The sequence below is a fragment of the Streptomyces sp. BBFR51 genome, from assembly GCF_044591655.1.
Classification (GTDB): domain Bacteria; phylum Actinomycetota; class Actinomycetes; order Streptomycetales; family Streptomycetaceae; genus Streptomyces.
On record NZ_CP172448.1, the window covers coordinates 9,193,592 to 9,217,966 of the forward strand.

Here is a 24,375-nt window from a genome sequence, read left to right on the forward strand (position 1 = left end):
CATCCCATGAACAGCTCACCTCAGAAGGACGGCGCGGGCGGAGGCGGGGCCGCGGCCAGAAGGACCGCGGTCGCGACGCTGGCCGGCACCACGCTCGAGTGGTACGACTTCTTCCTCTACGGCACCGCGGCCGCGCTCATCTTCGACAAGCAGTTCTTCCCCTCCCTGAGTTCCGGAGCGGGCACCCTGGCCGCCTTCAGCACGTTCGCCGTCGGCTTCGTCGCCCGGCCGCTCGGCGGTCTGGTCTTCGGGCACTTCGGCGACCGCATCGGACGCAAGGCGACGCTCGTGGTCTCGCTCCTGCTGATGGGCGTCGGTTCCACCCTCATCGGCGCCATCCCGAACTACGACGCGATCGGGTTCTGGGCGCCGGTGCTGCTGGTGCTGCTCCGCATCGTCCAGGGCATCGGCCTCGGCGGCGAGGGCGCCGGCGCGACCCTGATGTCGATGGAGCACGCCCCCGCGGGCAAACGGAACCTGTATGCCGGCTTCCCGCAGATGGGAACCCCAGCCGGGCTGGTTCTGGCCAACATCGTCTTCCTCACCACCAACTCAGTTGCCGGCGACGCCGCCTTCACCTCGTGGGCCTGGCGCATCCCCTTCCTGCTGAGTTTCGTCCTGGTCGCGGTGGGGCTGGTGGTCCGGCTCCGGGTCACCGAGTCACCGTCCTTCAACCGCGCCGTCGAGCAGGACGAGGTGGTCAGGTTCCCGCTGGCCGAAGCGCTCAAGGTCGGATACCGCCGCCTCGGCCTCACCCTCCTCGCGGTGGTCGCGAACTCCGCCGTGGCCTATGTGTTCCTGGTGTTCACGCTGTCGTACGGAACCAAGGAGCTCGACTACAAGAAGAAGTTCCTCATCCTCGGCGTGACCGCGGCGTCCGTGATCTGGTTCGCGACCATCCCGTTCTGGACGAGGATCGCCGACCGCTACGGCCGCAGAACCATGTTCGTCGGCGGTTCCGTCGCCATCCTGGCGTGGTGCGTGGCCTTCTTCCCGCTGCTCAACACGAACAGGTCCCTGCTCGCCCTGCTGGCCCTGGTCGGAATGGGGATCATCATCCCAGTGACGCACTGCGTACAGGGCGCGATCATCGCCGACACGTTCCCCATCCACGTCCGGTACTCGGGCTCGTCGCTGATCCTCCAGCTCGGCGCCATCCTCGGCGGCGGACTCGCTCCGCTGATCTCCACCGCGCTGCTGGACGCCGGCGGCTCGTCGACCGGCGTGACGTGGTATCTCGTAGGGATCTGCGCGGTCAGCCTGATCGGGGCGATCGCACTGTTCCGCCTGGTCCCGGAGAACACACCTGAACCGGCGGCAGAACCCCCGGCGCAGGCTGTCGCCCGCACCTGAACCCCTGTACGGAGGCCGCACATGCCCGACTCCACTGGCACGGTGGTGCGCTCCGGCCCCGTCCGTTACGCCACCGCCGCACGCTTCGCCCCGCCTCGCCCGGTGGACACCGACGACACCCGCCCGCCGAGCGGCGAGATCTGTCCCCAGCTCCCCTCCCGCCTCGACGCGGTGATGGGACCCCCGCTCGACACCCGTCCCCAGGGCGAGGACTGCCTCCACCTGACCGTCACCACCCCGGCCCGCGACGACGGCGCCCGCCCGGTCCTCGTCTGGTTCCACGGCGGCGGCTTCAGCAGCGGCGCGGGCCTCATGGACTGGTACGACGGCGGGGCACTCGCCGCCGAGGGCGACGTGGTCGTCGTCGCCGTCAACTACCGCCTCGGAGCCCTCGGATACCTCTGCCTGGACGGGGTCAGCGAGGGCAACCTCGGCCTGTACGACCAGCTCGAAGCGCTGCGCTGGGTGAGCCGGCACATCGCCGCCTACGGGGGCGACCCCGGCAACGTCACGGCCTTCGGCCAGTCCGCGGGCGCCCTCTCCATCCGCCTGCTGCTGGAGACGCGGGAGGCACGAGGGCTCCTGCGCAGGGCGATTCTCCAGAGCCCGCCGCTGTCCATCACGGCCAGGCCCCGCGCGGACTCCGAGGACCTCGGCCGAGTCTTCGCCGACCTGCTGGCCGAGGACCCCCTCACTGCCGGCCTCCCCGCGATCCTGGCTGCCCAACGGGAGACCGCGAGGGCCAACCTGCGACGCACCGGAAGCACGCTGGAACCCCCGTTCCTCCCGGTCGAGGCCTCCGCGGCCGAGAGCGGCGAGGCCTCCGCGGCCGCGCGCGGCCTGGACATCATGTACGGCTGGAACGCGGACGACATGACCGCCTTCCCGGGCGAGGGCGACGACGCGGCGGAGCTGACCCGCCGCCTGTACGAGGAGCCCCTGGCACGCTACGGGGCGGCCCTGGCGCGGGCCGGGGCCCGGGTCCACACGTACCGCCTCGACTGGCGCCCGGCCGGCTCCCCGTTCGGAGCGACCCACTGCCTGGAACTGCCTCTGCTGCTGGGCACCCGGGAGGCGTGGCGGTCGTCGCCGATGCTGGGCCGGGAGAGCTGGGCCGAGGTGGACGCTCTCGGCGCGGCCGTGCGCGCGGCCTGGATCGCCTTCGCCCGCACCGGTACCCTCGGTCCGACACCGGCCCCGTTGATCTGCGGGTGTTGACCCGAACCGGGCTGAGGCCGATGAGGGGGACCGAGCGGGGACGGCGACGCGTGTGATCGTCGCCCCGGGGCGCTGATGATCAGACGATTCGGATGGCTTCCATCCTGACCCCATCCGGGTGGTTGGGCCATTTGTAAAGGGTGTTCTTGGGGATCGGTGTGGCGGGCTGCCATCTCCCGTCACCGAGCCACTGGACGCGGTTGTTGCCAGTGGAGATCCATTTGACCCAGGCGTTGGGGCCGTAGCTGATCTGTCCGCCGTTGGCGAGACATGAGACGCCGCCCACCCCGGGGCCGTGCCATTCGAACTTCAGGAGGTCGGTCCGGTTGCCGCACGGAACGAAGTTGATCGCAGACGCCTCCGTCGCAGTGACACCGACAAGTGAGGCCGTCATGGCGAAGGTTGCCACCGCGGCGTGGACCGCCCGCTTCATTCGTTTCATGAGTGTTCTCCTTGGTGAGGTCAGGTTCGGGTGAGGCCAGGGGGCACGTTTGGGCACACGTCTGCCTCTGGTCGGAGTGCTCGGTGCATCCGTCAGGCTCAACGGCCTGGGACCGAGTCCGGTTCATTCCGGCTGGGCGACGACGACCCGGGTGTGTGCGTGCGTGAGACCGAACTGGGGCTGAGACCGAGCCCGTGGGGCACGGTGCGGCCGACACGCTCACTCGGCTGTCAGGAACTCCCCCGGACCCAGCGGGCGGTTCACGACGCGGATGTCACCGACGCTGCCGTGGAAGACGACGTCGATCCCGCCGGCGTATTCGTGGCCCCCCACCAGCCATGGCAGGCCGAGTGAGGTGAGGCCGCGCGACACGCGCCTCGGATCGTCCGCGACCGGGGAACCCTCGACATACAGCCTGGTGCGGCGGCCGTCATTGACGACGGCGATGTGCCACCACCTCAGCTCCGCCAGGCCGTGGCTCCAGTTCGTCGTGGGATAGGTGTTGTTCAGCGGGTAGTGGTTGAACTGCACCTCGCGGCCGTTGTTCGTGATGGCCAACTGGGCCAGAGACTCGTCCGGGTCGGTGTTCCTGCCGTGCTTGCCGGCGGCGCGGGCGGCGCCGCGGCGGCTGAGGACCGACGCGTTGCCGTTCCGGCCGGCGTCCCAGTCCAGCGGTATGCGCACGAAGGTCTCGATCGTGTACCCGCCCCTGAAGGTCTCGGTGTTCAGGGGTGCCGTGTCCTTCGTGGTGAGGTACGAGCCGTTGACCGGGTTCCTGCCTCCGGTGAACTTCAGGCCGGCGTGCCCGGGCTGGTCGGGGTGGTGGTCGTCGGACCAGGTCAGCGCGTCGGCGGCGGTGCCGGGAGTGGTCACCACCGTCAGGTGGTTGCCCTTGCCGGAGAGGTCGCGGACCGTCTGGCCCTCCGTGAGCGCGGTGCCCGGCGCGCCCTGGCCGTCGAAGCGCCAGTACGCGACCGTACCCCTGATCAGCAGCCGGTCGGCCGGCCGGGCGGGACGGGCCGGGACGGGGGCGAAGCCGGAGAACCGCTTCTCGAAGTCGATCGGGATCGAGAAGTCGTCGACCGGACCCGTGATGCGCGCGTGCTCGGCGGCCAGCGCGCTGCGGGACTCCGGCCTCTGGGCCAGGATCCACGGGTTGACCGTCTCGACGTCGATCGTGTCGCGGGCCAGGTCGAAGTGGTACAGCCGGATCATGCCGCCACCGCCGAAGAAGCGGTTCTGGTAGTTGGCGATGTGCAGGTGCACGTCGTGGCCGTGGGCGTTCTTCCTGGTCGTACGACCGGACGGCCAGTAGTGGCCGTTGAGGGCCAGGAAGATCTGGTCGTTGTCAGCGATCAGTCTGTCCCAGACGGACTGTCCGTACTCGGAGAGCGAGGCGTTGTTCTCCGGGTCGCCGGACTCGTAGGGGAAAACGTTGTCATCGTAATCGGGGTGGACGATGTCGTGGGCCGTGAGGATCACCGGCATCCGGGGGTGGGCCTTGATGGTCTTCTCCGCCCACGCGAAGCCCTGCTCGGTGGTCCGCCAGTCCAGCGCCAGCACGAGCCAGGACCGGCCCGCGGCCCGGAAGACGTGCGCGGTGTTGTAGCCCGTGGCGTCCGACCCGACGAAGGACTTGGAGTGCCTGAACCGCCGCGGACCGAGGGTCCGCAGATACGGGCTGTCCCCGCGAGTGTCGTCCCCGCTCACGTCGTGGTTCCCGGCCACCACGCTGTACGCGGCGCCTTTCGAGTCCAGGATGTCGAACGCCTTGTCGATCTGCTCGAACGACGACGCGTCGGCGTCCTGCGACAGGTCACCGAGATGCGACATGAACACGATGTTCTGGTCGTCGACACCGCTGTTCCTGACGACGTAGCGGAACGACTCCTCCTGCGGGGCGCGGTTGACGCTGTCCTGGCTGCCCCAGTAGAGGTACTGCGTGTCCGGCATGACGGCGAAGGTGAACCGTAGGGAGTCGGGGTCCGGATTCCACCGCCCCACATGGCCTCTCGCGGAGGCGTCGGCGGCTTGCGCGGGTGCGGCGCCGAGCACGGACGAACCTGCTCCCAATGCCACGGCGCCCGCACCCGCCAGTGTCGCGTTGCGCAGGAAGCCGCGCCGCCCGTGGCCGGTCGACTCGTAAGGCGCCGTGTCTCCGTGAACGCACATGTGGGGGCCCTTCCCGAGGAGGTGTCTCAATCGAGAGCGACGTTAGGCGGGGAGGGCTGGGCCTGGGCGTCTTCAAGATGGCGAACAGAGATCGCGTACCTGTCGGTGAGTGAAAGCGCGCCCTTGCCGCAGAACCGGTCCACCGTGGCCCGAACGTTCCCGGTCACCGCGCACGGTCCGCCGACGACGCGCTACGTCCGCAGGCGCCGGGCGACTTCACTCGGCCCGGACGGGAACAGGCTCTCGGAGAGCCGAGGCGAGGCCGACAGGGAGGAGTCGCCCGGGCCGCTGCCGAAGTGCTCCAGACTGTCGGCGAGGCGCGCCTTCGCGGCGTCGGGGAGTCGCAGGACGTGGGCGGTCGCGCAGCCGGCGCTGTCGCGGCGGAGGTACCCCGGTGCGTCGTCGGGGCCGAGGCGGACCGTCCGGTCGGTGACGAGGAATCCGAGGCGACGGACGAGCAGCCCCATTCCGTCGGGGTTGGCCTGATGCACGTAGCCCATCACCGGCTTGGTGTCGGTGTGGGTGACGGCCGCGATCGCGACGGTGCTCAGCAGCGTCCCGAGGCCCCGACCGCGCAGGGCCGGAGAGAGGTGGAGGCCGCCGAACTCCCACCGGGCGACCGTGTCGAGCCCCTTGCCGTCCGGTGCGACGTAGCAGAGACCCACGACTGCTCCGCGTCGCTCGACGGCGATCATCCGGCTCGCCCCGACGATCTGCTGGAACGTGGTCGCCGCGAGTGGCAGCATGAACTCACCGAGGTTGGCCCGGTGATATGCGAAGGCGGCGTCGCGGGTGTCGTTCGTGACCGGCGTGATGAGCAGGGCTTCCGGCGTGTGGGCGGGTGGCTTCAATGCCTGGTCTTCCCTTCGAGACGGTTGAGGAGGACGTCGGTGGTTCCCGCCCAGTCCGCCCACTCGGCGGCCGTCGGCTCACCCTTGTCTCCCGGGCCGAAGACCACCGCGTCCTCGCCGACCGTGACCTGGTCGTTCCCGGTGTCCACGAGGCACTGGTCCATGGCGATCCGGCCGGCCCCCCGTCGGCGGACTCCGCCGACCAGGATCTCCGCCGAGCGCGAGGCCCGAAGGGCAGTCCGTCGGCGAAGCCGAGCGGTACGCGGGCGAGCGCGGTCGGACGCTCGGCCACGTACTCGTGCCCGTAGGACACGCCCGTACCCGCCTCCACCCGCCGGCTCATGATGACGCGGCCGCGCAGCGTCATCGCCGGCCGCAGCCCGAAGCTCTCGCCCCTGACCGGCTCCACGCCGTACAGGCCGAGCCCCGCGCGGACCAGGTCGTAGTGGGTGTCGGGAGCGGCCAGCGCGGCGGCCGAGTTGGCCAGGTGCAGCACCTGGGGCCGCAGGCCCGCGGCACGGGCCTGCGACACCGCCGCCTCGAAGGCGTCGACCTGACCGGCGACGCTCGGGTGCCGGGGATCGTCGGGGTGCACGAGGTGCGACCAGACGCCCCGCACCCGCAGCAGGCCCCGCCGTTCGAACTCGGCGGCCGCTTCGAGGAGTCGGGGCCAGTCCACCGTGCCGGCGCCGTCGCGCCCGAGCCCGGTGTCCACCTTGAGGTGGACGGCGCCCGGGATCCCCGCCTTCTCGGCACACGCGGCGATCCCCGCCAGGTGCGCCAGGGACGCGGCCGACAGGTCCACGTGCTGCCGGATTGTCCCGGTGACGTCCTCACCCGGCAGCCGCATCCAGGCCAGGACGGGTGCCGTGATGCCCGCCTCGCGCAGCTCCAGTGTCTCCGGAGTGGAAGTGGCGCCCAGCCAGGTGGCTCCGTGGGCGAGCGCGGTGTGTGCCACCTGTACGGCTCCGTGACCGAATCCGTCCGCCTTCACCACCGCCATCAGGGCGGCGCCGCGCGAACGGGCCGCAAGGACGCGGGTGTTGTGGGCGATGGCCGAGAGATCGACCACCGCCTCGGACAACCGGTGCCGGACGGTGTCGGGGTGTGTGTCACATTCGGGTTCCGACCTCGCTGAGGGCGACTGGCGCGTCATCAAGACTCCGTGGGGGTGGAATACGCGGACGGCGTGGTCATTCGAGATTCGTCAACGGAGAATGCGCCCGCACCCGTGACGAGTTGTTCCCGTGGGGGATACGGGCGATCGCGCGCGAACGTTGAAGCCCACACTCTCGAATGCGACCAACCCAAGTACTCCGGCCCCTCCACGACGATGAAGCCCGCACGTCCAACGGATGTACAGCCTGGGCTACCGGGCACGACGTGCCGCCGTCTCCCTCCTCCCTTTCAACACAGACGGTGGAATCCGCGTATCCCCGTTGTACTCAGTCGTTCACGTACGGCCTCAGGGAGAAGGGGTGGCCGGCACCATGAACAAGGCATGCGTTCACCAACGGCCGTTCCTGACCGAGTACCTGCTGCTCGGGACTCCCCTGCCCGAGGAACTCTCCCGGCACCTCGACCAGTGCCCGGACTGTGCCCGTGAGGCTGCCGAGACCGAGGACGTGAGTCGTACGATGCGGCGGGTCGACGCCTCCGCCCGCTGGAAAGCCGCGCCGCAGGGCCCGGTGTGCTCCGTGAATGGCACGGAGGCTCCGAAACCGGTTCGTACCGGCCCCGGAACGTGCATCACCCTCGGGTTCGCCGCCGCCCTCGTCGTGGCCGCGGCAGTGGTCGTTCCTCTCGGCGTGACGCACCGGCAGGGGGCCGATCCCACACCGTCGGCCGCGCTGATCACGCACGGCGAGATGATCGGCCGGCCGTGGGGCACCGAGGCCCCGGTGGTGCTGTCGAGGCTCAGCAGCGGTGAGACCTACCGTCTGACGACGCCGGGCGCGGACGGTGCGAGCGCGGAGCGGCTCATCTTCCGCATCGTGACGTCCATGGACAAGGACACCATCACCGAGCTGATCGTCGAGGACGGCGAAGGGCACGTCATCGCCCGCGTTCCCATGTGCCCGTGCTCCGTCTGACCCGGTGCGGTGCCTCCCGGAACCGTGTCACCCCGGTTGGGAGGGCAGGTCCTCGGGCCATCGACTCCAGCACCCGCCGCGCCAGGCGTGCGTTGCCGATGGTCCGCCCGCTGGGGACTGCGTCGAAGTGGGCGCCCAGAACCTTCAGCGTCGCGTCGGAGCAGGTGTATTGCACGCACCCGAGGGAGCCGGGTGGGCGCCGCGTCCGGGATCCGAAGCCCGGGACGCCGTACGACCGGCACCCGCCGGGACCCGACGACGATGTCCCGCGGCCGGGAGCTCGGTCTACGCGACATCGCGGGGATGCGTTGAACGTTCACGGTGCGAGCCTCAGCAGTTCGGTGCTGCGATCCCACAGCAGGTCAGGGGCGACGGAGGGGGCGTTGACCGCCCGCAGGCTCCTCTTCTCGTAGTAGCCGCCGGAGACCCAGTTCCGGCCGGGTTCGGACGTGGCCAGCCACAGCATCTGCCCGGCTGCCTTGGCGGGTGACTGGAAGAAGAGCCCGGGAACAGGCGACCTGAACAGCGTGCCCACCGGGCTCCGGCTGCTCCGGGCGAAGCCCGAGGCCACACCCCCCGGGTGGAAGGCCGCTGCGGACAGCCCTCGGGAGTGGTACCTGCGATGGAGCTCCTGGGTGAAGAGGATGAGTTCCATCTTCGCGTTGCCGTAGGCCCGCACCGGGGAGTACCGGCGGGAGTTGTTGAGGTCGTCCAGCTCGACCCGGGAGGAGAGCCGGGCCGCGTTGCTCGATGTCTGGATGACGGAGGCACCGCCGGCGAGTAGGGGGTCCATGAGGAGCGTGGTCAGGAGGAAGTGGGCGAGATAGTTGACCTGGAACGACTCCTCGAACCCATCCTCCGTGACGGTGCGCTCGCCGAGAATCGCCCCCGCGTTGTTCATCAGGACGTCGATACGGGGGTGCCGGGTGGCGAGTTTCGCCGCGAGGGCGCGGACATCACCCAGGTGGGCGAAGTCCGCCGTGTAGTGCTCGGTGCCCAGCTCCTCCGCCGCCGTGCGGGTCTTGTGCGGTGACTGGCCGACCAGGACCACCTGGTGTCCGCCGCGCACCAGTTGACGGGCGGCCGCCAGGCCGATTCCGTCGCTGGCACCGGTGATGACGATGGTTTTGGACACGTTCCAGTCCTTCGGTCGGTTGCGTAGGGGGCGGTGCCGGTGCGCTGGATCATCCGATCGCACTGACTTCGGCGCTTTCGCGGGAGGCGGGGTGGCGTGGGGCGCCGGAGCGTGTCCGCCCGGTCGGGCCGGCGACCGTGGCCGGGGCCATCGGGCCGGCCGCGCGCAGATGGCCGACCAGGCGGTCCGGGTCGGTGTCCTTACGGCCGTTCAGTTCACGGGCGATCGTGGAATGGAGCAAGTGCCTGGACGAGGTGGTCAGCGAGTCGACCAGTACGTCGTGGACCAGGTCGGGCAGACGATAGTGGCCTCCGGCGGGCGCCCTGGAGTCCGGGTCCCAGACGACGAGCCTTCGGGAGGCGGAGTCGTCGACCTGACGCAGTAGCTGTTCATGTGTCAGGCGCTGTACGCCCGCGAGCAGGGCGACGTCCAGCCGACCCCCGTCGACGGCGGCGTAGGTCAGCATCGTCCGGGCCGGTGCGGGCAGTTCGGCCAGCCGTGCCTGGACGACGCTGCGTACCGACTCCGGCACCCTCGCGTGGGGGCCGGTGCGATGGGGACGCGGCAACTTCAACAACTCGCCGAGGACGAACGGGTTGCCCTCGCTGCGCCGGTGCAGTTCCGCGCAATCGGCCGGGGACACGCTCTCGCCACGCGCCGCGAGGATGTCGGACACGTGGGCGGTCCCGAGCGCGTCCAGCCGCAGCCAAGTCGTGTCCAGCCGGGCCAGCTCCGCGAACAGGCCACTGACCGCCGAGGACTGTGTGTCGCGCAGGGCGCACACCACGACCACCGGTACATCCCTCAGCAGGCGGGCGAGCCGGCGCAACTGGTCGTGGACGTCACCGGCCGCCCAGTCCAGGTCGTCGACGACACAGAGGGTCGGCACGCGTGCGAGCTGCCGGACGAGTGTGGTGAGGACGTCCTCGCCGGGCCCGGAATGCGCCTCCGCGGCCCCGTCGGGGCGGCGCAGTCCGTCGGCGAGCTGAGTGATCGCGCAGCGCAGGGTGACGGTTCCGCCGCGGCCGAGGGCATGCCCCCCGCTGGCCCGGGTGATGGCGAATCCCGCCTCGGCGGCCTGGGCCGCGAACTCGTCCAGCAGGCGGGTCTTGCCCGAACCGGGCTCACCCGAGACCACGGCCCACCGGGACTGCCCGGTCGCCGCGTCCCCCAGCAGGGCACGGAACCGAGCTGTCTCCTGCGACCGGCCCACGAGCGGTGCACTCGTCACCGGAGGGGTGCCGGACAGTGCCGTGGGCTTCCGTGACGACCGGGGGATTTCGAGGACGGCGGTGTCGTGCCGCAGAACGGCTAGCTGCAGGTCGCGCAGGGCAGGGCTCGGGTCGAGTCCCAGTTCCCGGGCCAGCATGGTGCGGAAGCGGTCGTACTGGCGCAGCGCCTCCACAGGTCGTCCGGCGGCGTAGAGGGCGCGCATGAGCAGGGACCAGGAGACCTCGCGCAGCGGAGCGCCGACCGTGAGCTGCTCGGCGACGCTCACAGCGGGCACGAGGTCGCCCTGCCCGATGAGGATCGCCGTCAGGAGTTCCCTCGCGTCCTGGCGGGCCGCGTTGAGGCGTGCGCCTTCGCGCAGCGCGAAGGGTTCTTCGGCGGCTTCGCCGAGGGCGGGCCCGCGCCACAGGCCGAGGGCCGTGTCGATCTCGGTGCGGGCCAGGGGAAGTTGCTCCCGTGCGAAGACGTCGCGGGCCCGGAGCACGTGCGCCTCGAACGCGGTGGTGTCCCGCGCTTCCCTCGGTACGGCCAGCGCGTAGCCGGCGGGGCCACTGACCAGTACGGACGACCTGCGCTTGCGTTCCGGGTCCAGAACCGACCGCAGCCGGCTGATGTGGGCGCGGATGGACGACACCGCCGCGGTGGGCTGCTCGTCTCCCCAAAGGGAGTGGCAGAGCTCGGTGAGGGAGACGGGCCGGCCGTCCTCGATGAGGAGGCGGGTGAGCAGGAGCCGACGTTGCCGTGGCCCCAGGTCGAGGGACGTACGGCCGTGCCGGACCACGACGGGGCCCAGCATGCCGTACCACATGGTGTGGTCGTCTTCCGCGTTCACCGGGTCAGCTCACTTCCTGCTGACACCGCGCGGGGGCCTGCTCCTCGATGCGCCGTTATCGCCAAGGTGATACGCCGGTTCCGGTCGCGACGTTGCGGGTCACGGCCATGACGACCCCAGGACCTTGCCCGGTGGTTGTTCCGGACCCTCGCGACTCGACCCGTACACGCGGGACGGGACTCGCCGGGAGTCTGCTTCGCGCCCCCAGGACGTCGGCCCGGGTGGGTGTCGTTTCCGGCAGCCGAATTCCGGGACAGCAAGTGGTGTGTCATCAAGACCCCTGTAGCGACTTGTGGGAAGGCAGGAGTGGTAAGAAGGGCGGCGTCGTGCGTGCACCGGGTGTCGCCCGGGACAGGACAACGATGTCCCGCGCCCGGTACCTCGGCCGATGACCGGCCGGTACTTCGGGCGGCATGGGTAGCTCGTACACACGACCGCTCACACAAGGTCTACGCAACGCGGCGGGGTTACGTTGAAAGGATGTCCGCGCGCGGTCCAACCGCGCTCTCGTGACGGCGTGACCAGGACCTCGCCGTGATCACCATGCCCCGGGCCTTCCTTCTGTTCAAGGACGCCGTCGACTCGATCGGCGCGATCACCAACATAGGAACGGGGTGTGACGGCCGCCATGAAGCCCTGGGGCCAACCAGGGGTACAGCCTGCGCTACCGACCCGGGTTGCGGGTGCCGTCGGGGCGCTCGGTGTCGTGTGCGAGATCGTCGCGAGAGAGAACTGTTCCGGCTCTGGTGACTGCGCCCCCTGCGCAAGGGGGTGAGAGGGCGCAGTCGAACAGCCGGCTCGCAACGGGGGGTATGCGAACCGGCTGTTGTGACGGCAGCCTTCTCATGCCTTCGGTCCGGCTGAACCGTCTCCAAGATCGTAGTGGCGTTGGATTGTCGCTTTCTTGTCGGTGAACCCCGAGTTCCCCGAGCTGGGTGAGGATGACAGGGCCCCTTGCGGCCGACCCGCTCTTCAACGGTGCGGCGGGTGATGTCGTACACCCCGTGAGCGCCCCGCGCGTCGCCCGGAAGAAGACGGACCCTGGACGGAGTCACCATGACGCCCCCACACCCAACCCGCCCTCACCGGCACCGGATCGCGTGCCCGTCGTGATCCCTGCCGACGACCCCGTACTGCGGGCGGGAATCGTGCACTGCCTGGCCCCATGCCCCACCGTCCGGCTGGTTGGCGAATCGGACAGCCGGTGTGACGCCGTCTCCGTGTTCCCGGTCGACACTCCCGACGAGGCGGTCAAGGCCGGTTGCGTGCGTGTGCGCAGGTCGGGGCAGGGCGCGCCGTGCTGGTGACCCGCGGTCTGAAGGACGCGGACTTCCTCGATGTGATGGGTGCGGGTGTCCGTGTCGTCGTGCGGAGCCACGATGTCAGCCCGGACCGGCTCGCCCGGGCGGTTTCGGCGGCGGCGGCCGGTCACGGCGACCTGGTCGACCGGCTGCTGGCTCTCGCGGTGTCGGTGCGCCGGTTGGCGGTCGGGCAGGACACCGCCGGGTCGGTGCACCGCCCCTCGCCGCGAGAGCTGACCGTGCGGCGCCACGTCGCCGAGGGGTTGAGCAACCAGGAGATCGCGCAGCGCCTGGAGTGTTCCGAATGGGCCGTCAAGAACTCCCTGCGTCAGGTCATTGGCCGCTGGGGGGGGGTGCGCGGCCGGGAACACGCCATGGCCCACGCGATACGGGCGGGACACATATGACCCGGCGGTCCACCGGGGTGTCGTCACCGCGCGGTGACGTCGGCCGGAATGCGGCGGCGGACGTCCTGGAGCATGGCCAGCATCGCCATGCGGAACATCTCGGCCTGATGCGGTCCGACGAAGGACGTGTGTCCGAACACCTCGAGCACGACCAGGCCGTGCATCTGTCCCCAGGCGCTGATCAGGATGGGCACGGCGGGAGACGGCATTCCGCCGAGGGCGTCCGGGGACAGGAAGTCCTCCAGGTGCTGCTTGAGGGCGGGGGAGAGAGCGGCGGTGTCCGCGGCGGCGAGTTGCTCGGTGGTGAATCCTCTGAACAGCTCGTTCTGGAAGATCCCGCTCATCCGGCGGACCGCCCGGGTGCTGGCGCCCTCCGCGGGGGCCGAGTAGTGGCGCAGGGGCGCTCCGTAGATGAGCTGGAACCGCTCCGGATGGTCGACCCCCCACTGGCGGTACCTCTCGGCGGCGATCACCATCCCGGGCAGGTCGGAGTCCTCCGGCGCCGAGTCGACCGCTTCCTGCACGGCGTCGGCCAGGTCGCCGTAGGCCTTGGCGACGAGGGCGGTGACGAGCTCGTCCCGGCTCGGGAAGTAGTGGTAGAGCGCCTGCACGGTCATCCCGAGACTCCGGGCGACCGCACGCAGAGACAGCGCGGCCGGTCCGTTCTCGGCGATCTGGTCCTCGGCGGCGGCCAGGATCTCCCGGACGGCGACGGCCCACCGCCGTTCACGCAGGGACAGTGGGGCACCGGCTGGTTCGTCTCCGTTCATGATTCAGACCGTACGACGCACGCCTTATGGCGACAAGGATGGTGAAGAGTGATAAATCAAACTCACACTGTTAGGTAAAATTAGTGCTGCCAACACAGATGGATCCCTGTCTACCGTGAGCACGGCGCATCGCAGCCACTCCGAGCCCGTCCCCCCAACCAGGCACCAATTCGGGAGTCCCCCCATGTCCACAGCCAGGATCACGTCGAAGCGCCGGTGGCCGAGCTTCGGCTGGTGGCTGTTCGCCGTTCTGGCGGTCGGAACCGCCGCGTACAGCGTCCCCGTCTATCTGACCGGCAGTGAGTCGCAGAGCAAGATCCCGCTCAACCCGGACGTGGCCGTGCACTACCTGATTCTCGGCATCCACGCCTTGCCCGGGGGGTTGCTGCTGGCGCTCGGACCGATCCAGTTCGTCCCGGCCTGGCGGAACAAGTACCGCAAGATGCACCGGGTCCTGGGCCGCGTCTACATGGTCAGCATGGTCATCGCGTCCGTGGCGGCCCTCTTCGCGGCGACGTTCTCCGAGGACGGGTTCCCCGCGCAGGTCGGCTTCTACATCCTCACGGCGGCCTGGCTGTACTCCATGGTCCAGGCCTACCGGACGATCCGGAAGGGCCAGGTCCAGCTCCATCGCATCTGGATGATCCGGAACTACGCGCTCTCGTTCGCCGCCGTCGTGCTCCGCGTGTTCCTCCTGATCGGACTCGCCCTCCGGTCGCAGTTCGACTGGCTGTCCTTCGAGGACGTCTACACGACGTCCGTGTGGGGCTCGATCCTCATCAGCGCCGGCGTCGCCGAATGGTTCATCGTCCAGCGCACCCTCAAGCCCCTCGCCCGCAGCCGCAGGCGCCCCGCGGGCGCCCAGGAGCAGACGGCCGGGAGGGGCCTCGGCAAGGAGGAGCCCGCGGCGGTGTGACGGCCTCAATTCGGCGGCCGGTGACAACATGTCACCGGCCGCCTCGTCGTGTCGAAGCGGCCGGTCGGTGCAAGGTCCGCGCAAGGGGCGGGCAGTGAGCCCTCGACGGTCCTATCGCTCGGCGACGGAGCGGAAGACCCCCTCCGGGTCCTCGCGCGCGCTCGAAGAGAATTCCTCGAAGTCCACGTTGGCCAGTTCAGGGTTGACATGGATCGAGTGCACACCGCCCGGCAGCGTGCGGAATGCACGTCCGAACTCGACCGCGGCCTCGTACTCCTCGTCGTCGTCGAAGTCCTCCCGGGTCATGGTGGTGACCGCGAGCAGGGCGTGGTGGCCGACACACATCGTCGTGCAGTCGGCGACGAACACCACACTGAGCTGTTCCAACAGCTCCTCGTGGGCCGATATCGCCGCCAGGACCGCGTCTGTGTCCGCACCGTCCAGCTCGGGCATATGACGCGGCCGGGTGCGGCTACCTCGTCTTCCCGCATCCGCCCCGGCCGGCGAGAGCCACCCCGGTAGGCACGAAGGGGCGGGCTCGCGGCAGATACCTGCCGCGAGCCCGCCCGGACGTCGTGGTACCGGTGGTCAGACCTGCGTCGTGTCCTTCGCCCACGAGGGCGCCGTCGTGGACGCCGGCGTCGGCTCGGGACCACCCTCGCTCAGGCCGATCCGGCCGTGCAGCTTCTTCAGGAAGGGCGGCGCGTACCAGGCCGAGTCACCGAGCAGGCGCATCGCGGCGGGGACGAGCACACCGCGTACGGCGATGGCGTCGATCAGGATGGCCAGGCCGCTGCCGAGGCCGAACATCTGCATGAAGGTGATCTTGGCCGTGCCGAAGGCGAAGAAGCTCACGGCCAGCAGGAGGGCCGCCGCCGAGACGATGCGTCCGGTGTGACCGAGCCCGTTGGCCACGGCGGACTCGTTGTCCTCGCCCTGGTCGTGGAGCTCCTTGATCCGGCTGGTGACGAACACCTCGTAGTCCATCGACAGACCGAAGGCGATGCAGAACATCAGCACCGTCATCGACACCTCCATCGGCTGGGCGGTGAAGCCGAGCAGGGACGAGAGGTTGCCGTCCTGGAAGATCCAGGTCATGACGCCGAGGGTGGCGCCCAGGCTGACCACGTTGAGGGCCAGCGCGCGCAGCGGCTGCACGATGCTGCCGGTGAACAGGAAGAGGAGGACAAAGGTGGTGAGGACGACCAGGGCGATCGCGAGCGGCAGCTGGCCGCTGATGGAATCCTTCGCGTCGACCAGCTCGGCGTCGGTCCCGCCCACCAGGGGTTCGGTCCCTTCGGGCGCCGTCACCGCACGTACATCCGCGACCAGCGCCTCGGCCTCGTCCGACTTCGGGGTCAGTCCGCTCACCACGTTGATCCGCTGGGCGTCGGGGCGCCCGAGTGCCGGGTTGCCGGGACCGGTCGGCGCGGACTGGCCACCGGTGTACATGCCCTCGCTCGTCTCGACCCGCAGGACGCCGTCGAGGGCGGCCAGGTCACTCGCGTAGGAGGTCAGCCCGTCCGTGGCAACGGCCCTGTCGATGACCACGTGGAGGGCCGCCGCGTCGTTGCCGTTGAAGTTCTCGCCGAGCATCGCGGTGACCTGGCGGCTTTCGGCGTTCTCAGGCAGCACCCGCTCGTCGGGGGTGCCGAAGGTGATGCCGATCAGCGGGGCGGCGGCCACCAGCAGGACGGCGAGCACGGGCAGCGCGGTCAGCGCGGGCCGCCGCATCACCGTCCGGGCCATGCGGCCCCAGACGGAACCCTGCACGGTGGGCCGGCGGTCCTTGGCCCACGGCATCCGGCCCTTGTTGACCCGGTGTCCCAGGACGACGAACAGGGCGGGCATCACGAACAGGGTGCTGACGGCCGCGATGGCGACGACTCCGACGCCGGCGTAGCCGAAGGAGCGCAGGAAGTACTGGGGGAAGACCAGCAGCGAGGCGAGTGCGGCGGCCACCGTGGCGGCGGAGAACGCGACCGTGCGGCCCGCCGTGCTCACCGTGCGGCGGACGGCGTCGTCCACGGAGGCTCCGGACGCGAGCTGCTCACGGAAGCGGCTGGTCATCAAAAGGGCGTAGTCGATGCCCAGCCCGAGGCCCAGCGCGGTGACCAGGTTGGTCGCGGTGTTGGAGACCTCGGTGATGCCGCCGAGAATGGACAGCTGGGCGAAGGCCCCCGCGATGGCGATGACCGCGATGGCCAGCGGCAGCAGGGCGGAGACGACGCTGCCGAAGACGAAGAGCAGCAGTATCAGTGTCAGGGGTATGGCGATGGACTCCGCCAGCACCAGGTCCGAGACCACCTGGGTCGAGATGTCGGCGCTCACGGCGGTGCCGCCGCCCGCCTTGACCTCGAGTGTGTCCTTGTAGGCCCCGGAGTAGGAGTCGATGAGACTCTGGGCGTTGTCCTGCAACTCCGCCTCCTCGCCCTTCACATGGGCGAGGATCAGGGCCTGCTCCCCGTCCTCGGAGCGGAGGTCGGCGAGGTTCGTGTCCCAGTAGGAGTACACGTTCGCCAGGTTCTTCTCACCCTTGAGCTCGGCGACCAGCGCCTGTCCGCCGCTCTTGGCGGCCGGGGTGTCGACACCGCCGTCGGGGGAGTCGACCAGCAGGACCAGGTTCGTCTCGCCGCCGAACTTGTCGTCGATGACCTCGACGGCCCGGCTGGACTGCGAGTTCGGGTCGTCGAAGCCGCCCGGCAGCAGCTTGGTGAACGCGCCGCCGCCCACGAAGCCCATGACGGCCACCGCCAGGACGGCGATGACGAGTACCAGCCGGGACCGGCGAATCGCCAGCTCGGCCACGCGTTCGAACATGACATCTCCTCTTGCTTGCACCTGCTGGTCGTGAATGAGGGGTTGTCGCGCTTCCTCATCGCCGTGAGCGACGGTAGTCAAGGAGAGGAAGATTTAGCAGTATGAATTTTATCTAACAGTGTCAGAATTATTTGGCGTGCCAGAAAGGTCCTTCATGCGTTCCCGATAAGGTGCGGTCATGAACCTTGCCCAAATCCGCCTGCTGGTCGCGGACTTCCCCCGCTGCTACCGCTTCTACCGGGACGTTCTGGCGCTGAAGCCCCAGTTCGAGGCGGAGGACGGGCCGTACGCGAAGTTCACCGCCGACGGCGGTGCCGCGGGCATCGCCCTCCAGGATCGGGTCCAGATGAGCGGGATGCTGGGTGAGCTGGCCGCCGAGCCGACCGGATACCGGTCCCTCGTCGTCCTGCGCGTCGACGAACTGGACCGCTACTGCGAGGAGATCACCGCGCGGGGCGCCGTGCTCGTCAACGGTCCCGCCCCCATGACGGACCACCTGCGCGTCGCCCACCTCAAGGACCCGGCGGGCAACCTCGTCGAACTCCAGGAGTGGCTCGAGCGGCGCGGGTGATCCGCGTCCGCTACGAAGGCCGGTAGGCCCGCAGAAAGGTCCGTACGCCCTCGACGACGAGCGGCCGGACACGAGGGTCCTCCGCGGCGTTGGCCGAACCGAGCCGGTTGAGCGCGACCGAGAAGGTCAGAGCGGTGAACTGGTCCGCCGCGAGACGGGCGTCGGGTACGGAGAGCAGGCCGGCGTCGGCGAAGGCGGCGAGCCGTTCGGCCAGTGCCTCGTCGGGGGTGTCGGCCATGAACTGGTCGCCCCCGTCCGGCAGATGACGGGACTCCGTCCGGACCAGGCGTTGCAGTGTCGCGTACTCGCCCGAGTCGAGCATGTCGGTCGCGATGCGCATCGCGAAGGCCACCAACGCGTCCTCGAGCTCGGCGGCCTCGGTGACCTGCGCGAGGGTGTCGTCGAGGGTGCGCCGGATCGTGGTGATCAGTGACTGGCCGATGGAGTCGACGACGGCCCGCAGCAGCGTCTGTTTGTCGCCGAAGTAGTCGTAGACCGTCCGCTTGGAGACTTCGGCCAGCGCGGCGACCGCGTCGACGCTGGACCGGTCGAAACCGCCTGTCAGGAAGAGCTCCCGGGCGGCCGAGAGGATGGCGGTCCGTTTCTGCGCGGAGCCCTCGCGCAGGGTTTTCGGACGCGGTGTCTTCGTGGTCGCCATGCACTCATACTAGCGCCTTACACTGCACGGTGTAGTTTACCTCGGGGGCTGGATGCCGTGCCCGGCCTGATCACCGCCCGCCCGCCCGGTGTCGGCGCGCGGCGAACCCAGCTGTGCCCGCCGGGTTGGCTCGCACGGTTCACGACACGTTCCCGTCCCCGCGTACTGCTCCCCACTTTTCGGCAACGACGGATTGGACGAGCATGACCATGGCGCTGGCTTCACCGGTCGGCATCAAGAAGCCCGCTCTCGCCGCACTCGGCATGCTGGCACTGGCCACCGGTGCCCTGGAATCGGTGGTGACGCCCACACTTCCGCTCCTGCAACGGGAGTTGGACATGAGTCCCGCCGAAGGTGCGTTATTGAGCATCATGCTTCTCATCACCGGCGCGCTCATCACGCCGGTCGCGGGGAAGTTCGGCGACCGTTACGGCGGCAAGAAGGTCCTGATCCGGCTGATGGCGGTGGTCTCGGTCGGCGGCACGGTGTCCTCCCTGGCGCCGAACCTGCCGGTGCTGCTGCTGGGCCAGGTGTTGCAGGGCGCCATGGTGGGCGCGCTGCCCCTGTCGTTCATCGTGGTGCGCAAACATCTCCCGGCGGGCGACTCGAAGGTCGCCATCGGGGTGGTCAGCGGGCTGTTCGTGGGCGGCGGGATGGCGGGAACACTGTCGGCCGGGCCGGTGGCGGAAGGACTCTCCCGGCACTGGATGTTCGCCCTGCCGACGCTGGCCGTCATCGGGTCCACCCTGCTGGTGTACCGGCTGATGCCCGCCGATCCGCCGGGCCGCTCGGACGAGGCCGGGGTCGACTGGCCGGGCCTGGCCCTGCTGAGCGGGATGCTCATCACGCTCATGCTCGCGCTCGCGCTCGCGCCCGACCTCGGCTCGCAGCCGGTCCTGCTCGTCGCCGTCGTCGTTCTGCTGGCCGGCTTCGTGACCGGATGGATCGCCGTGGAGCGGCGCGCGGCCGCGCCCATGGTCGATCTGGGGATGCTGACCCGGCCCGGGATGTGGAAGTCGTGTGTGCTGACGTTCGTGATCTGCATCGGCACGTCGGTGGCGGTCTATCTCGTACCGCAGTTGTTCGCGGTGTCCGAGGATGCCTACGGGTTCGGGGCCAGCGCCACCGAGACGGGGTTCTTCCTGCTGCCCGGCGCCGTGGCCGCGTCGCTCGCCGGGCCGCTCAGCGGGATCGGCGCGCGGCGTTTCGGCTCACGTGCCGTGGTCACCGCCGGCATCGTCATGATGGCCTGCGCGCTGGCCGCCCTGGCACTCGTACACACCCAGATCTGGCACCTCATCATCGGCAAGATGCTGGTCGCGCTCGCGAACGGACTGTGCGTCACGGCGATGGTGAGCAGCACCGCCACCTCCGTCGACGAGAGCGACACCGGCATCGCCACCAGTCTGATCCTGGTGACCCGCGTGATCGGCTACGCGGTGGGTGTACAGGTCAGCGGCGCGATCCTCACCGCGGGGACTCCCTCCGGGTCGGACACCCCGGCCGAATCCTCCTTCGTCACCGGCTTCGTCATGGCCGGCGTGGTGACGGCGCTGTCCCTGCTTGTCGTCCGCTCGATGAGCAAGCGGGAAGAGCGCACTGCATAGGCTGAACGTGCGCCGTCATGCCACAGATCTGTTGCTGTCCCGACGAGTTGCCGCCGCCCGGCGGCGCGGCGACGTGGACCTGGCGGGCCTGCTCGCTGGTGGAGGCCGGCACGGACGGCTGCGTCGCCCACGCCGTCGAAGCCGTCCACCGGGTCATGCGGGACCCGGCCAGCCGCAAGGTTCCCGCGGTGCCGGACTCGGACCGGACGACACCGAGGCGTTCTTGAACCGTGGCCTCACCCTGCGCCCCGACCGCCGTGCCGCCCGACTTGCCGGCAAGGACGTCAGGTCCGGTACGGGGACCCGCTCAGGAGCGGCCGAACAGGGAGACGAGAAGAGCGTTCTGCAGCTGGACCAGGGGCTGTTGGCCCGGCTTGTTGCGGGTGGTGATCCACCAGATGCCGAACTGGCCGTGCAGGCCGGTCCACAACAGCCGTGTGAGGTCCTCCGCGGTCAGTGACGACGCGCCCGGGTCTCGGCCGACGTTGGTGGCCGGATCAGCCAGGTACGCCTGGACGACCTCGCGCCACACCTCCATCACCCGGTGCCCGGGGTGCGCCGCTGAGGACTGGGGCTCGGTCAGTGTGGGCCCGATGTGGAACATGAGCTGGTAACTCTGCCGTTGATCGGTGGCGAACCGGCAGTACGTGTCGACGGTGGCCCGCAGCGCCGTCCACGGATCGGAGCCGGGTGCCGACCGTGCCGCTTCGCGCATGTCCTCGGCCAGTTCGCGGCAGATGTCGTCGAGGACGGCGAGGAGCAGTTCCGACTTGTCCTTGAAGTGTTTGTAGATCGAGGGAGCGGTGACGCCCACTTCTCTGGCGATGCCGCGCAGCGAGATCTCCTCGGGACCGCCCCCCTCCCTGAGGAGGCGTCCGGCCGCGTCCAGTACCTCCTGGCGCAGCCGTTGTCCTTCCCCCCAGCGGTTGGGTACGCGGATGCGTCCGTCGGACGCACCGGATCTTCCTGTGTGGCCTGTGCTGCTCATGGCTTCTCCACATTGATTCCGCTTGATTCTGTCGCGGCATTCAGTTTACATTGTTCATCAAGTTGGTAAACGGTGATTACTGATTGGAGCGGGCCCATGCGAGTGGACGTGGAGCAGGGCAAGTGCGTCGGTGCGGGGCAGTGCGTACTGCTCGCGCCCGAGGTCTTCGACCAGCGCGACGAGGACGGGATCGTCGAGCTGCTGGACGCCCGTCCCGCACCCGAGGCGCGGGACGGGGTCCGAGAGGCGGCCGAGGCCTGCCCCGCCGTGGCCATCCGTCTGGTGGAGGCGTGAACGAACGACGTGCGCCGTGCCGGCCTGGGGCGTGCCCCCACGCGGCCGTCGCACACTCCGCCACCTGCCCCACGACCCTGATGGAGGACTTGTGACCACGCAGGCCGAGCCCGACCCCACGGCCGAACTTCCGGCCTTCCCCCAGGAACGCTCCGCGCAGTGCCCCTTCGACCCGCCCGCCGCCTACCGCGACTGGCGACAGACCGCGGGCCTGCGGAAGGCCCGCCTGTGGGACGGCAGCCAGGTGTGGATGGTGACCCGCTACGAGGACATCCGCACCGCCCTGCGTGACCCCCGCGTCAGCGCCGATGCGAGGCACCCCGGATTCCCCCGGGTCTCCCCGGGCACGCGGGTTCCCGGCCCGGAGGACGAAGTCGTCTTCGCGCGTACGGACGACCCCCGCCACGCCGAACACCGCCGCATGCTCACCCGGTTCTTCACCGTCAAGCGCGCCGAGAGCATGCGGCAGGACATCGAGAACGTGGTGAGCGACAACCTCGACCGGATGACCGCCCACGGCCGGTCCGCCGATCTGGTCACCGAGTTCGCCCTGCCGGTCCCTTCCGAAGTGATCGCGCGGCTGCTGGACGTCCCCTACGAGGACCACGCCTTCTTCCAGGAGAACTCCCGGAGACTGTTCGACTTCACCGCCTCCGCCGCGGAGGTCCGCGGCGCCTCCGAAGCTCTTACCGCCTATCTCCTCCGGCACCTCGAACGCAAGTTGCGCCAGCCCGGCGACGACCTCCTCAGCCGGCTCGTCACCGAACGGATCGCCACCGGTCAACTCACCCGGCAGCAGGCGGCCCCCATGGCGATGGCCCTGCTGGTGGCCGGGCACGAGACCACCGCGACCATGATCGCCCTGGGCACCCTGGCCCTCCTGCGCCACCCCGACCAGCTCGCGCTCGTCCGCGACACCGACGACGCGCGCGTGGTCGCCGGAGCGGTCGAGGAGATCCTGCGCCACCTCACCATCGCCGACAACGTCGTCGTCCGCGTCGCCCGGGAGGACCTCACCCTCGCCGGACAACCCGTACGGGCCGGCGAGGGACTGGTCTTGAGCCTCCCCTCCGGCAACCGGGACGAAGCCTTCCGCGGCACCGACCCCGACGCCCTCGACGTCCGCCGCCCTGCCACCGGTCACCTGGCCTTCGGCTACGGCCCCCACCAGTGCCTCGGCCAGAACCTGGCCCGGGTGGAACTCCGGATCGCCCTGCCCGCGCTCCTGCGCCGGCTGCCGGGCCTGCGACTCGCGATCCCCTTCGAGGACGTCGCCTTCCGTCGGAACACCGCCCTCTACGGACTCAATGAACTGCCCGTGACCTGGTAGGACACACCGGCTCGCGCCGTGAGGCGCGGGTTTTGTCGTTGTTCGTACCAGGAGCAAAGGAGAAGAGACATGACGTTCGACGGACTGATGGCCGAGGTCCGCAACAGACCGAGGCCCAACGCCCTGGTCTCCGGCGCCGGCATCGCGGGACCGGCCCTCGCCTACTGGCTGAACCGCTGGGGCTTCGAGGTCACGGTGGTGGAGAAGGCGGGCACACCGCGCGGTGGCGGCTACCCCGTCGACGTACGGGGCACCGCGCTGGAGGCCGTCCGCAGGATGGGCATCCTGCCCCGGCTCAGAGACGTGCACGTGGGTATGGGCAGGACCACGTTCCTCGACGCGGACGGCAGCCAGGTGGCAACGATCGCCCAGGACGCCGTCGTCGGCAGCGTGACCGGACGGGACATCGAGGTGCGGCGCGGAGACCTGACGTCCGCCCTCCACGACGCGGTGCGTGACGACGTGGAGTTCGTGTTCAACGACTGCGTCGAGACCCTCGACCAGACCCCTGGTGGAGTGGACGTCGCCTTCCGCGGGGGAGCCTGCCGCACGTTCGACGTGGTGGTCGGCGCGGACGGACTGCATTCGCGCACCCGGGAGATGGTGTTCGGTCCCGAAGAGGGCTTCCACCGGTACCTGGGCTACTGCTTCGCGGGATTCACCATGCGCGACACCCTCGGTCTCTCCCGCGAGGCGATGATGTGGAACAGTCCGGGCAGGGCCGCCGCGCTCTACGCGGCGGGCGACGGGGACGAGGTGCACGCCTTCCTGATCTTCGCCCGGCCGGAGCCGCCGTTCGACGCGTTCCGCGACCCGGGGGCGCAGCGGGAACTGGTCGCGGGGATCTTCGCGGACGCGGGGTGGGAGGTGCCGGCCATGGTCGCCGCCATGCGCGAGGCGGACGACCTGTTCTTCGACGTGGTCAGCCAGATCCGTATGCCGAGCTGGTCCAGTGGCAGGGTCGCGCTGGTGGGCGACGCGGCGTTCGCTCCCTCGTTCCTGACCGGGCAGGGATCCAGCCTGGCCCTGGTCGGCGCGTACATGCTCGCCGACTCCCTGGCCGACCGGAGCCCCGCCGCGGGCTTCGCCGCCTACGAACACCGGACCCGGGAGTTCGTGACCCTGAACCAGGACGTGGTCGGCGAGGGCGACGCCAGGCTCTTCCCCACCACCGCCCGGGGACTGGAGCAGCGCAACGAGATGCTGCGCCGGCTCGACACCATGCCCTCCTCGGGAGGGCGCCCCGTCCACTCGGCCCTCACCCTGCCGGAGCTCGCGCCGATGATGTGACCTCGACGTCCGGACGTGCCAGGGCCCAGCCGTCTGAACGACCAGGCAAAGGGTAAATAATGCATGAAACGGTAAGATGCGCATAAAAAGCCTCTAG

General features: G+C 69.8%; 22 protein-coding genes and 1 pseudogene. 11 read left to right on the top strand and 12 right to left on the bottom strand.

The features are described 5' to 3' along the window. Window positions 1–6: 6 nt before the first annotated feature. Together ACGH7X_RS41470 and ACGH7X_RS41475 are read left to right on the top strand one after the other, a co-directional pair. Window positions 7–1,353 carry an MFS transporter gene (locus ACGH7X_RS41470; protein ID WP_399896476.1) on the top strand — a complete coding sequence of 449 codons (1,347 nt, stop codon included), beginning with the start codon at window positions 7–9 and terminating at the stop codon, window positions 1,351–1,353. A gap of 21 nt (window positions 1,354–1,374) precedes the next feature. Then, window positions 1,375–2,571 (top strand): carboxylesterase family protein, encoded by a 1,197-nt coding sequence (locus tag ACGH7X_RS41475; protein ID WP_399896479.1) that lies wholly within the window; start codon window positions 1,375–1,377, stop codon window positions 2,569–2,571. A gap of 79 nt (window positions 2,572–2,650) precedes the next feature. Here ACGH7X_RS41475 and ACGH7X_RS41480 read toward each other — a convergent pair whose 3' ends face one another. The 5 genes and pseudogenes from ACGH7X_RS41480 to alr all read right to left on the bottom strand — a co-directional run. Further along, on the bottom strand, window positions 2,651–3,013 hold the full coding sequence (locus ACGH7X_RS41480; protein ID WP_399896482.1) for a hypothetical protein: 363 nt from the start codon (window positions 3,011–3,013) through the stop codon (window positions 2,651–2,653). A 219-nt stretch (window positions 3,014–3,232) separates the two neighbouring features. After that, the gene (locus ACGH7X_RS41485) at window positions 3,233–5,185 is read right to left on the bottom strand and encodes a LamG-like jellyroll fold domain-containing protein (RefSeq protein ID WP_399896486.1); all 1,953 of its coding nucleotides are present in this window, start codon (window positions 5,183–5,185) and stop codon (window positions 3,233–3,235) included. A gap of 191 nt (window positions 5,186–5,376) precedes the next feature. Beyond that, window positions 5,377–5,931 (bottom strand): GNAT family N-acetyltransferase, encoded by a 555-nt coding sequence (locus ACGH7X_RS41490; RefSeq protein WP_399896489.1) that lies wholly within the window; start codon window positions 5,929–5,931, stop codon window positions 5,377–5,379. A 101-nt stretch (window positions 5,932–6,032) separates the two neighbouring features. Further along, complete coding sequence (locus ACGH7X_RS41495; RefSeq protein WP_399897738.1) at window positions 6,033–6,245, bottom strand: alanine racemase C-terminal domain-containing protein; 213 nt, start codon at window positions 6,243–6,245, stop codon at window positions 6,033–6,035. Window positions 6,246–6,277: 32 nt separating this feature from the next. Then, window positions 6,278–7,192, bottom strand: a pseudogene (gene alr, locus ACGH7X_RS41500) (alanine racemase); the annotation flags it as partial. A gap of 322 nt (window positions 7,193–7,514) precedes the next feature. On the opposite strand from alr, the gene ACGH7X_RS41505 reads away from it, so the two are divergent. Next, entirely contained in the window at window positions 7,515–8,129 is a 615-nt protein-coding gene (locus ACGH7X_RS41505; RefSeq protein WP_399896492.1) for a hypothetical protein, read from the top strand. Window positions 8,130–8,445: 316 nt separating this feature from the next. Here ACGH7X_RS41505 and ACGH7X_RS41510 read toward each other — a convergent pair whose 3' ends face one another. After that, entirely contained in the window at window positions 8,446–9,264 is an 819-nt protein-coding gene (locus tag ACGH7X_RS41510; RefSeq protein ID WP_399896495.1) for an SDR family NAD(P)-dependent oxidoreductase, read from the bottom strand. Between the two features lie 49 nt (window positions 9,265–9,313). After that, complete coding sequence (locus tag ACGH7X_RS41515; protein ID WP_399896497.1) at window positions 9,314–11,326, bottom strand: BTAD domain-containing putative transcriptional regulator; 2,013 nt, start codon at window positions 11,324–11,326, stop codon at window positions 9,314–9,316. A gap of 1,303 nt (window positions 11,327–12,629) precedes the next feature. Here ACGH7X_RS41515 and ACGH7X_RS41520 point away from each other — a divergent pair. Then, a complete protein-coding gene (locus ACGH7X_RS41520) occupies window positions 12,630–13,034 on the top strand; it encodes a LuxR C-terminal-related transcriptional regulator (protein ID WP_399896500.1) in 405 nt (134 codons plus the stop codon). A 23-nt stretch (window positions 13,035–13,057) separates the two neighbouring features. Here the strand turns inward: ACGH7X_RS41520 and ACGH7X_RS41525 are convergent, their stop codons facing one another. Further along, entirely contained in the window at window positions 13,058–13,804 is a 747-nt protein-coding gene (locus ACGH7X_RS41525) for a TetR/AcrR family transcriptional regulator (RefSeq protein WP_399896502.1), read from the bottom strand. A 184-nt stretch (window positions 13,805–13,988) separates the two neighbouring features. Between ACGH7X_RS41525 and ACGH7X_RS41530 the strand changes: the two genes are divergently transcribed. Continuing rightward, complete coding sequence (locus tag ACGH7X_RS41530; RefSeq protein WP_399896505.1) at window positions 13,989–14,720, top strand: DUF2306 domain-containing protein; 732 nt, start codon at window positions 13,989–13,991, stop codon at window positions 14,718–14,720. A 111-nt stretch (window positions 14,721–14,831) separates the two neighbouring features. On the opposite strand, the gene ACGH7X_RS41535 is transcribed toward ACGH7X_RS41530, so the two are convergent. Next, entirely contained in the window at window positions 14,832–15,173 is a 342-nt protein-coding gene (locus tag ACGH7X_RS41535) for a DUF6924 domain-containing protein (RefSeq protein WP_399896508.1), read from the bottom strand. A 135-nt stretch (window positions 15,174–15,308) separates the two neighbouring features. Continuing rightward, window positions 15,309–17,540, bottom strand: coding sequence for an MMPL family transporter (locus ACGH7X_RS41540; protein WP_399896511.1), 2,232 nt, complete (start codon window positions 17,538–17,540; stop codon window positions 15,309–15,311). A gap of 178 nt (window positions 17,541–17,718) precedes the next feature. Between ACGH7X_RS41540 and ACGH7X_RS41545 the strand changes: the two genes are divergently transcribed. Further along, window positions 17,719–18,111, top strand: a complete 393-nt coding sequence (locus ACGH7X_RS41545) for a VOC family protein (protein ID WP_399896514.1) — start codon at window positions 17,719–17,721, stop codon at window positions 18,109–18,111. A gap of 10 nt (window positions 18,112–18,121) precedes the next feature. On the opposite strand, the gene ACGH7X_RS41550 is transcribed toward ACGH7X_RS41545, so the two are convergent. After that, window positions 18,122–18,769, bottom strand: coding sequence for a TetR/AcrR family transcriptional regulator (locus ACGH7X_RS41550; RefSeq protein ID WP_399896517.1), 648 nt, complete (start codon window positions 18,767–18,769; stop codon window positions 18,122–18,124). A gap of 203 nt (window positions 18,770–18,972) precedes the next feature. Between ACGH7X_RS41550 and ACGH7X_RS41555 the strand changes: the two genes are divergently transcribed. Both ACGH7X_RS41555 and ACGH7X_RS41560 read left to right on the top strand, forming a co-directional pair. Further along, window positions 18,973–20,376 carry an MFS transporter gene (locus ACGH7X_RS41555; protein ID WP_399896520.1) on the top strand — a complete coding sequence of 468 codons (1,404 nt, stop codon included), beginning with the start codon at window positions 18,973–18,975 and terminating at the stop codon, window positions 20,374–20,376. A 17-nt stretch (window positions 20,377–20,393) separates the two neighbouring features. Continuing rightward, window positions 20,394–20,603 carry a hypothetical protein gene (locus ACGH7X_RS41560; RefSeq protein ID WP_399896523.1) on the top strand — a complete coding sequence of 70 codons (210 nt, stop codon included), beginning with the start codon at window positions 20,394–20,396 and terminating at the stop codon, window positions 20,601–20,603. Between the two features lie 80 nt (window positions 20,604–20,683). Here ACGH7X_RS41560 and ACGH7X_RS41565 read toward each other — a convergent pair whose 3' ends face one another. Continuing rightward, complete coding sequence (locus ACGH7X_RS41565; RefSeq protein WP_399896526.1) at window positions 20,684–21,364, bottom strand: TetR/AcrR family transcriptional regulator; 681 nt, start codon at window positions 21,362–21,364, stop codon at window positions 20,684–20,686. Between the two features lie 96 nt (window positions 21,365–21,460). Between ACGH7X_RS41565 and ACGH7X_RS41570 the strand changes: the two genes are divergently transcribed. The 3 genes from ACGH7X_RS41570 to ACGH7X_RS41580 all read left to right on the top strand — a co-directional run bounded on the left by ACGH7X_RS41570 (window position 21,461) and on the right by ACGH7X_RS41580 (window position 24,278). Continuing rightward, entirely contained in the window at window positions 21,461–21,658 is a 198-nt protein-coding gene (locus tag ACGH7X_RS41570; protein WP_399896529.1) for a ferredoxin, read from the top strand. 91 nt (window positions 21,659–21,749) lie between these two features. Then, window positions 21,750–22,988: a cytochrome P450 gene (locus tag ACGH7X_RS41575; RefSeq protein ID WP_399896532.1), complete on the top strand. Its 1,239-nt coding sequence runs from the start codon at window positions 21,750–21,752 to the stop codon at window positions 22,986–22,988. Window positions 22,989–23,057: 69 nt separating this feature from the next. Further along, window positions 23,058–24,278: an FAD-dependent monooxygenase gene (locus ACGH7X_RS41580; RefSeq protein ID WP_399896535.1), complete on the top strand. Its 1,221-nt coding sequence runs from the start codon at window positions 23,058–23,060 to the stop codon at window positions 24,276–24,278. The last annotated feature ends 97 nt before the right edge of the window (window positions 24,279–24,375 follow it).

What these genes read in the sequence shown, in the direction of transcription:
- ACGH7X_RS41470 (WP_399896476.1), top strand. Translation starts at nt 7, where the DNA reads ATGAACAGCTCACCTCAGAAGGACGGCGCGGGCGGAGGCGGGGCCGCG.
- ACGH7X_RS41475 (WP_399896479.1), top strand. Translation starts at nt 1,375, where the DNA reads ATGCCCGACTCCACTGGCACGGTGGTGCGCTCCGGCCCCGTCCGTTAC.
- ACGH7X_RS41480 (WP_399896482.1), bottom strand. Translation starts at nt 3,013, where the DNA reads ATGAAACGAATGAAGCGGGCGGTCCACGCCGCGGTGGCAACCTTCGCC.
- ACGH7X_RS41485 (WP_399896486.1), bottom strand. Translation starts at nt 5,185, where the DNA reads ATGTGCGTTCACGGAGACACGGCGCCTTACGAGTCGACCGGCCACGGG.
- ACGH7X_RS41490 (WP_399896489.1), bottom strand. Translation starts at nt 5,931, where the DNA reads ATGCTGCCACTCGCGGCGACCACGTTCCAGCAGATCGTCGGGGCGAGC.
- ACGH7X_RS41525 (WP_399896502.1), bottom strand. Translation starts at nt 13,804, where the DNA reads ATGAACGGAGACGAACCAGCCGGTGCCCCACTGTCCCTGCGTGAACGG.
- ACGH7X_RS41530 (WP_399896505.1), top strand. Translation starts at nt 13,989, where the DNA reads ATGTCCACAGCCAGGATCACGTCGAAGCGCCGGTGGCCGAGCTTCGGC.
- ACGH7X_RS41535 (WP_399896508.1), bottom strand. Translation starts at nt 15,173, where the DNA reads ATGCCCGAGCTGGACGGTGCGGACACAGACGCGGTCCTGGCGGCGATA.
- ACGH7X_RS41540 (WP_399896511.1), bottom strand. Translation starts at nt 17,540, where the DNA reads ATGTTCGAACGCGTGGCCGAGCTGGCGATTCGCCGGTCCCGGCTGGTA.
- ACGH7X_RS41545 (WP_399896514.1), top strand. Translation starts at nt 17,719, where the DNA reads ATGAACCTTGCCCAAATCCGCCTGCTGGTCGCGGACTTCCCCCGCTGC.
- ACGH7X_RS41550 (WP_399896517.1), bottom strand. Translation starts at nt 18,769, where the DNA reads ATGGCGACCACGAAGACACCGCGTCCGAAAACCCTGCGCGAGGGCTCC.
- ACGH7X_RS41555 (WP_399896520.1), top strand. Translation starts at nt 18,973, where the DNA reads ATGACCATGGCGCTGGCTTCACCGGTCGGCATCAAGAAGCCCGCTCTC.
- ACGH7X_RS41560 (WP_399896523.1), top strand. Translation starts at nt 20,394, where the DNA reads ATGCCACAGATCTGTTGCTGTCCCGACGAGTTGCCGCCGCCCGGCGGC.
- ACGH7X_RS41565 (WP_399896526.1), bottom strand. Translation starts at nt 21,364, where the DNA reads ATGAGCAGCACAGGCCACACAGGAAGATCCGGTGCGTCCGACGGACGC.
- ACGH7X_RS41570 (WP_399896529.1), top strand. Translation starts at nt 21,461, where the DNA reads ATGCGAGTGGACGTGGAGCAGGGCAAGTGCGTCGGTGCGGGGCAGTGC.
- ACGH7X_RS41580 (WP_399896535.1), top strand. Translation starts at nt 23,058, where the DNA reads ATGACGTTCGACGGACTGATGGCCGAGGTCCGCAACAGACCGAGGCCC.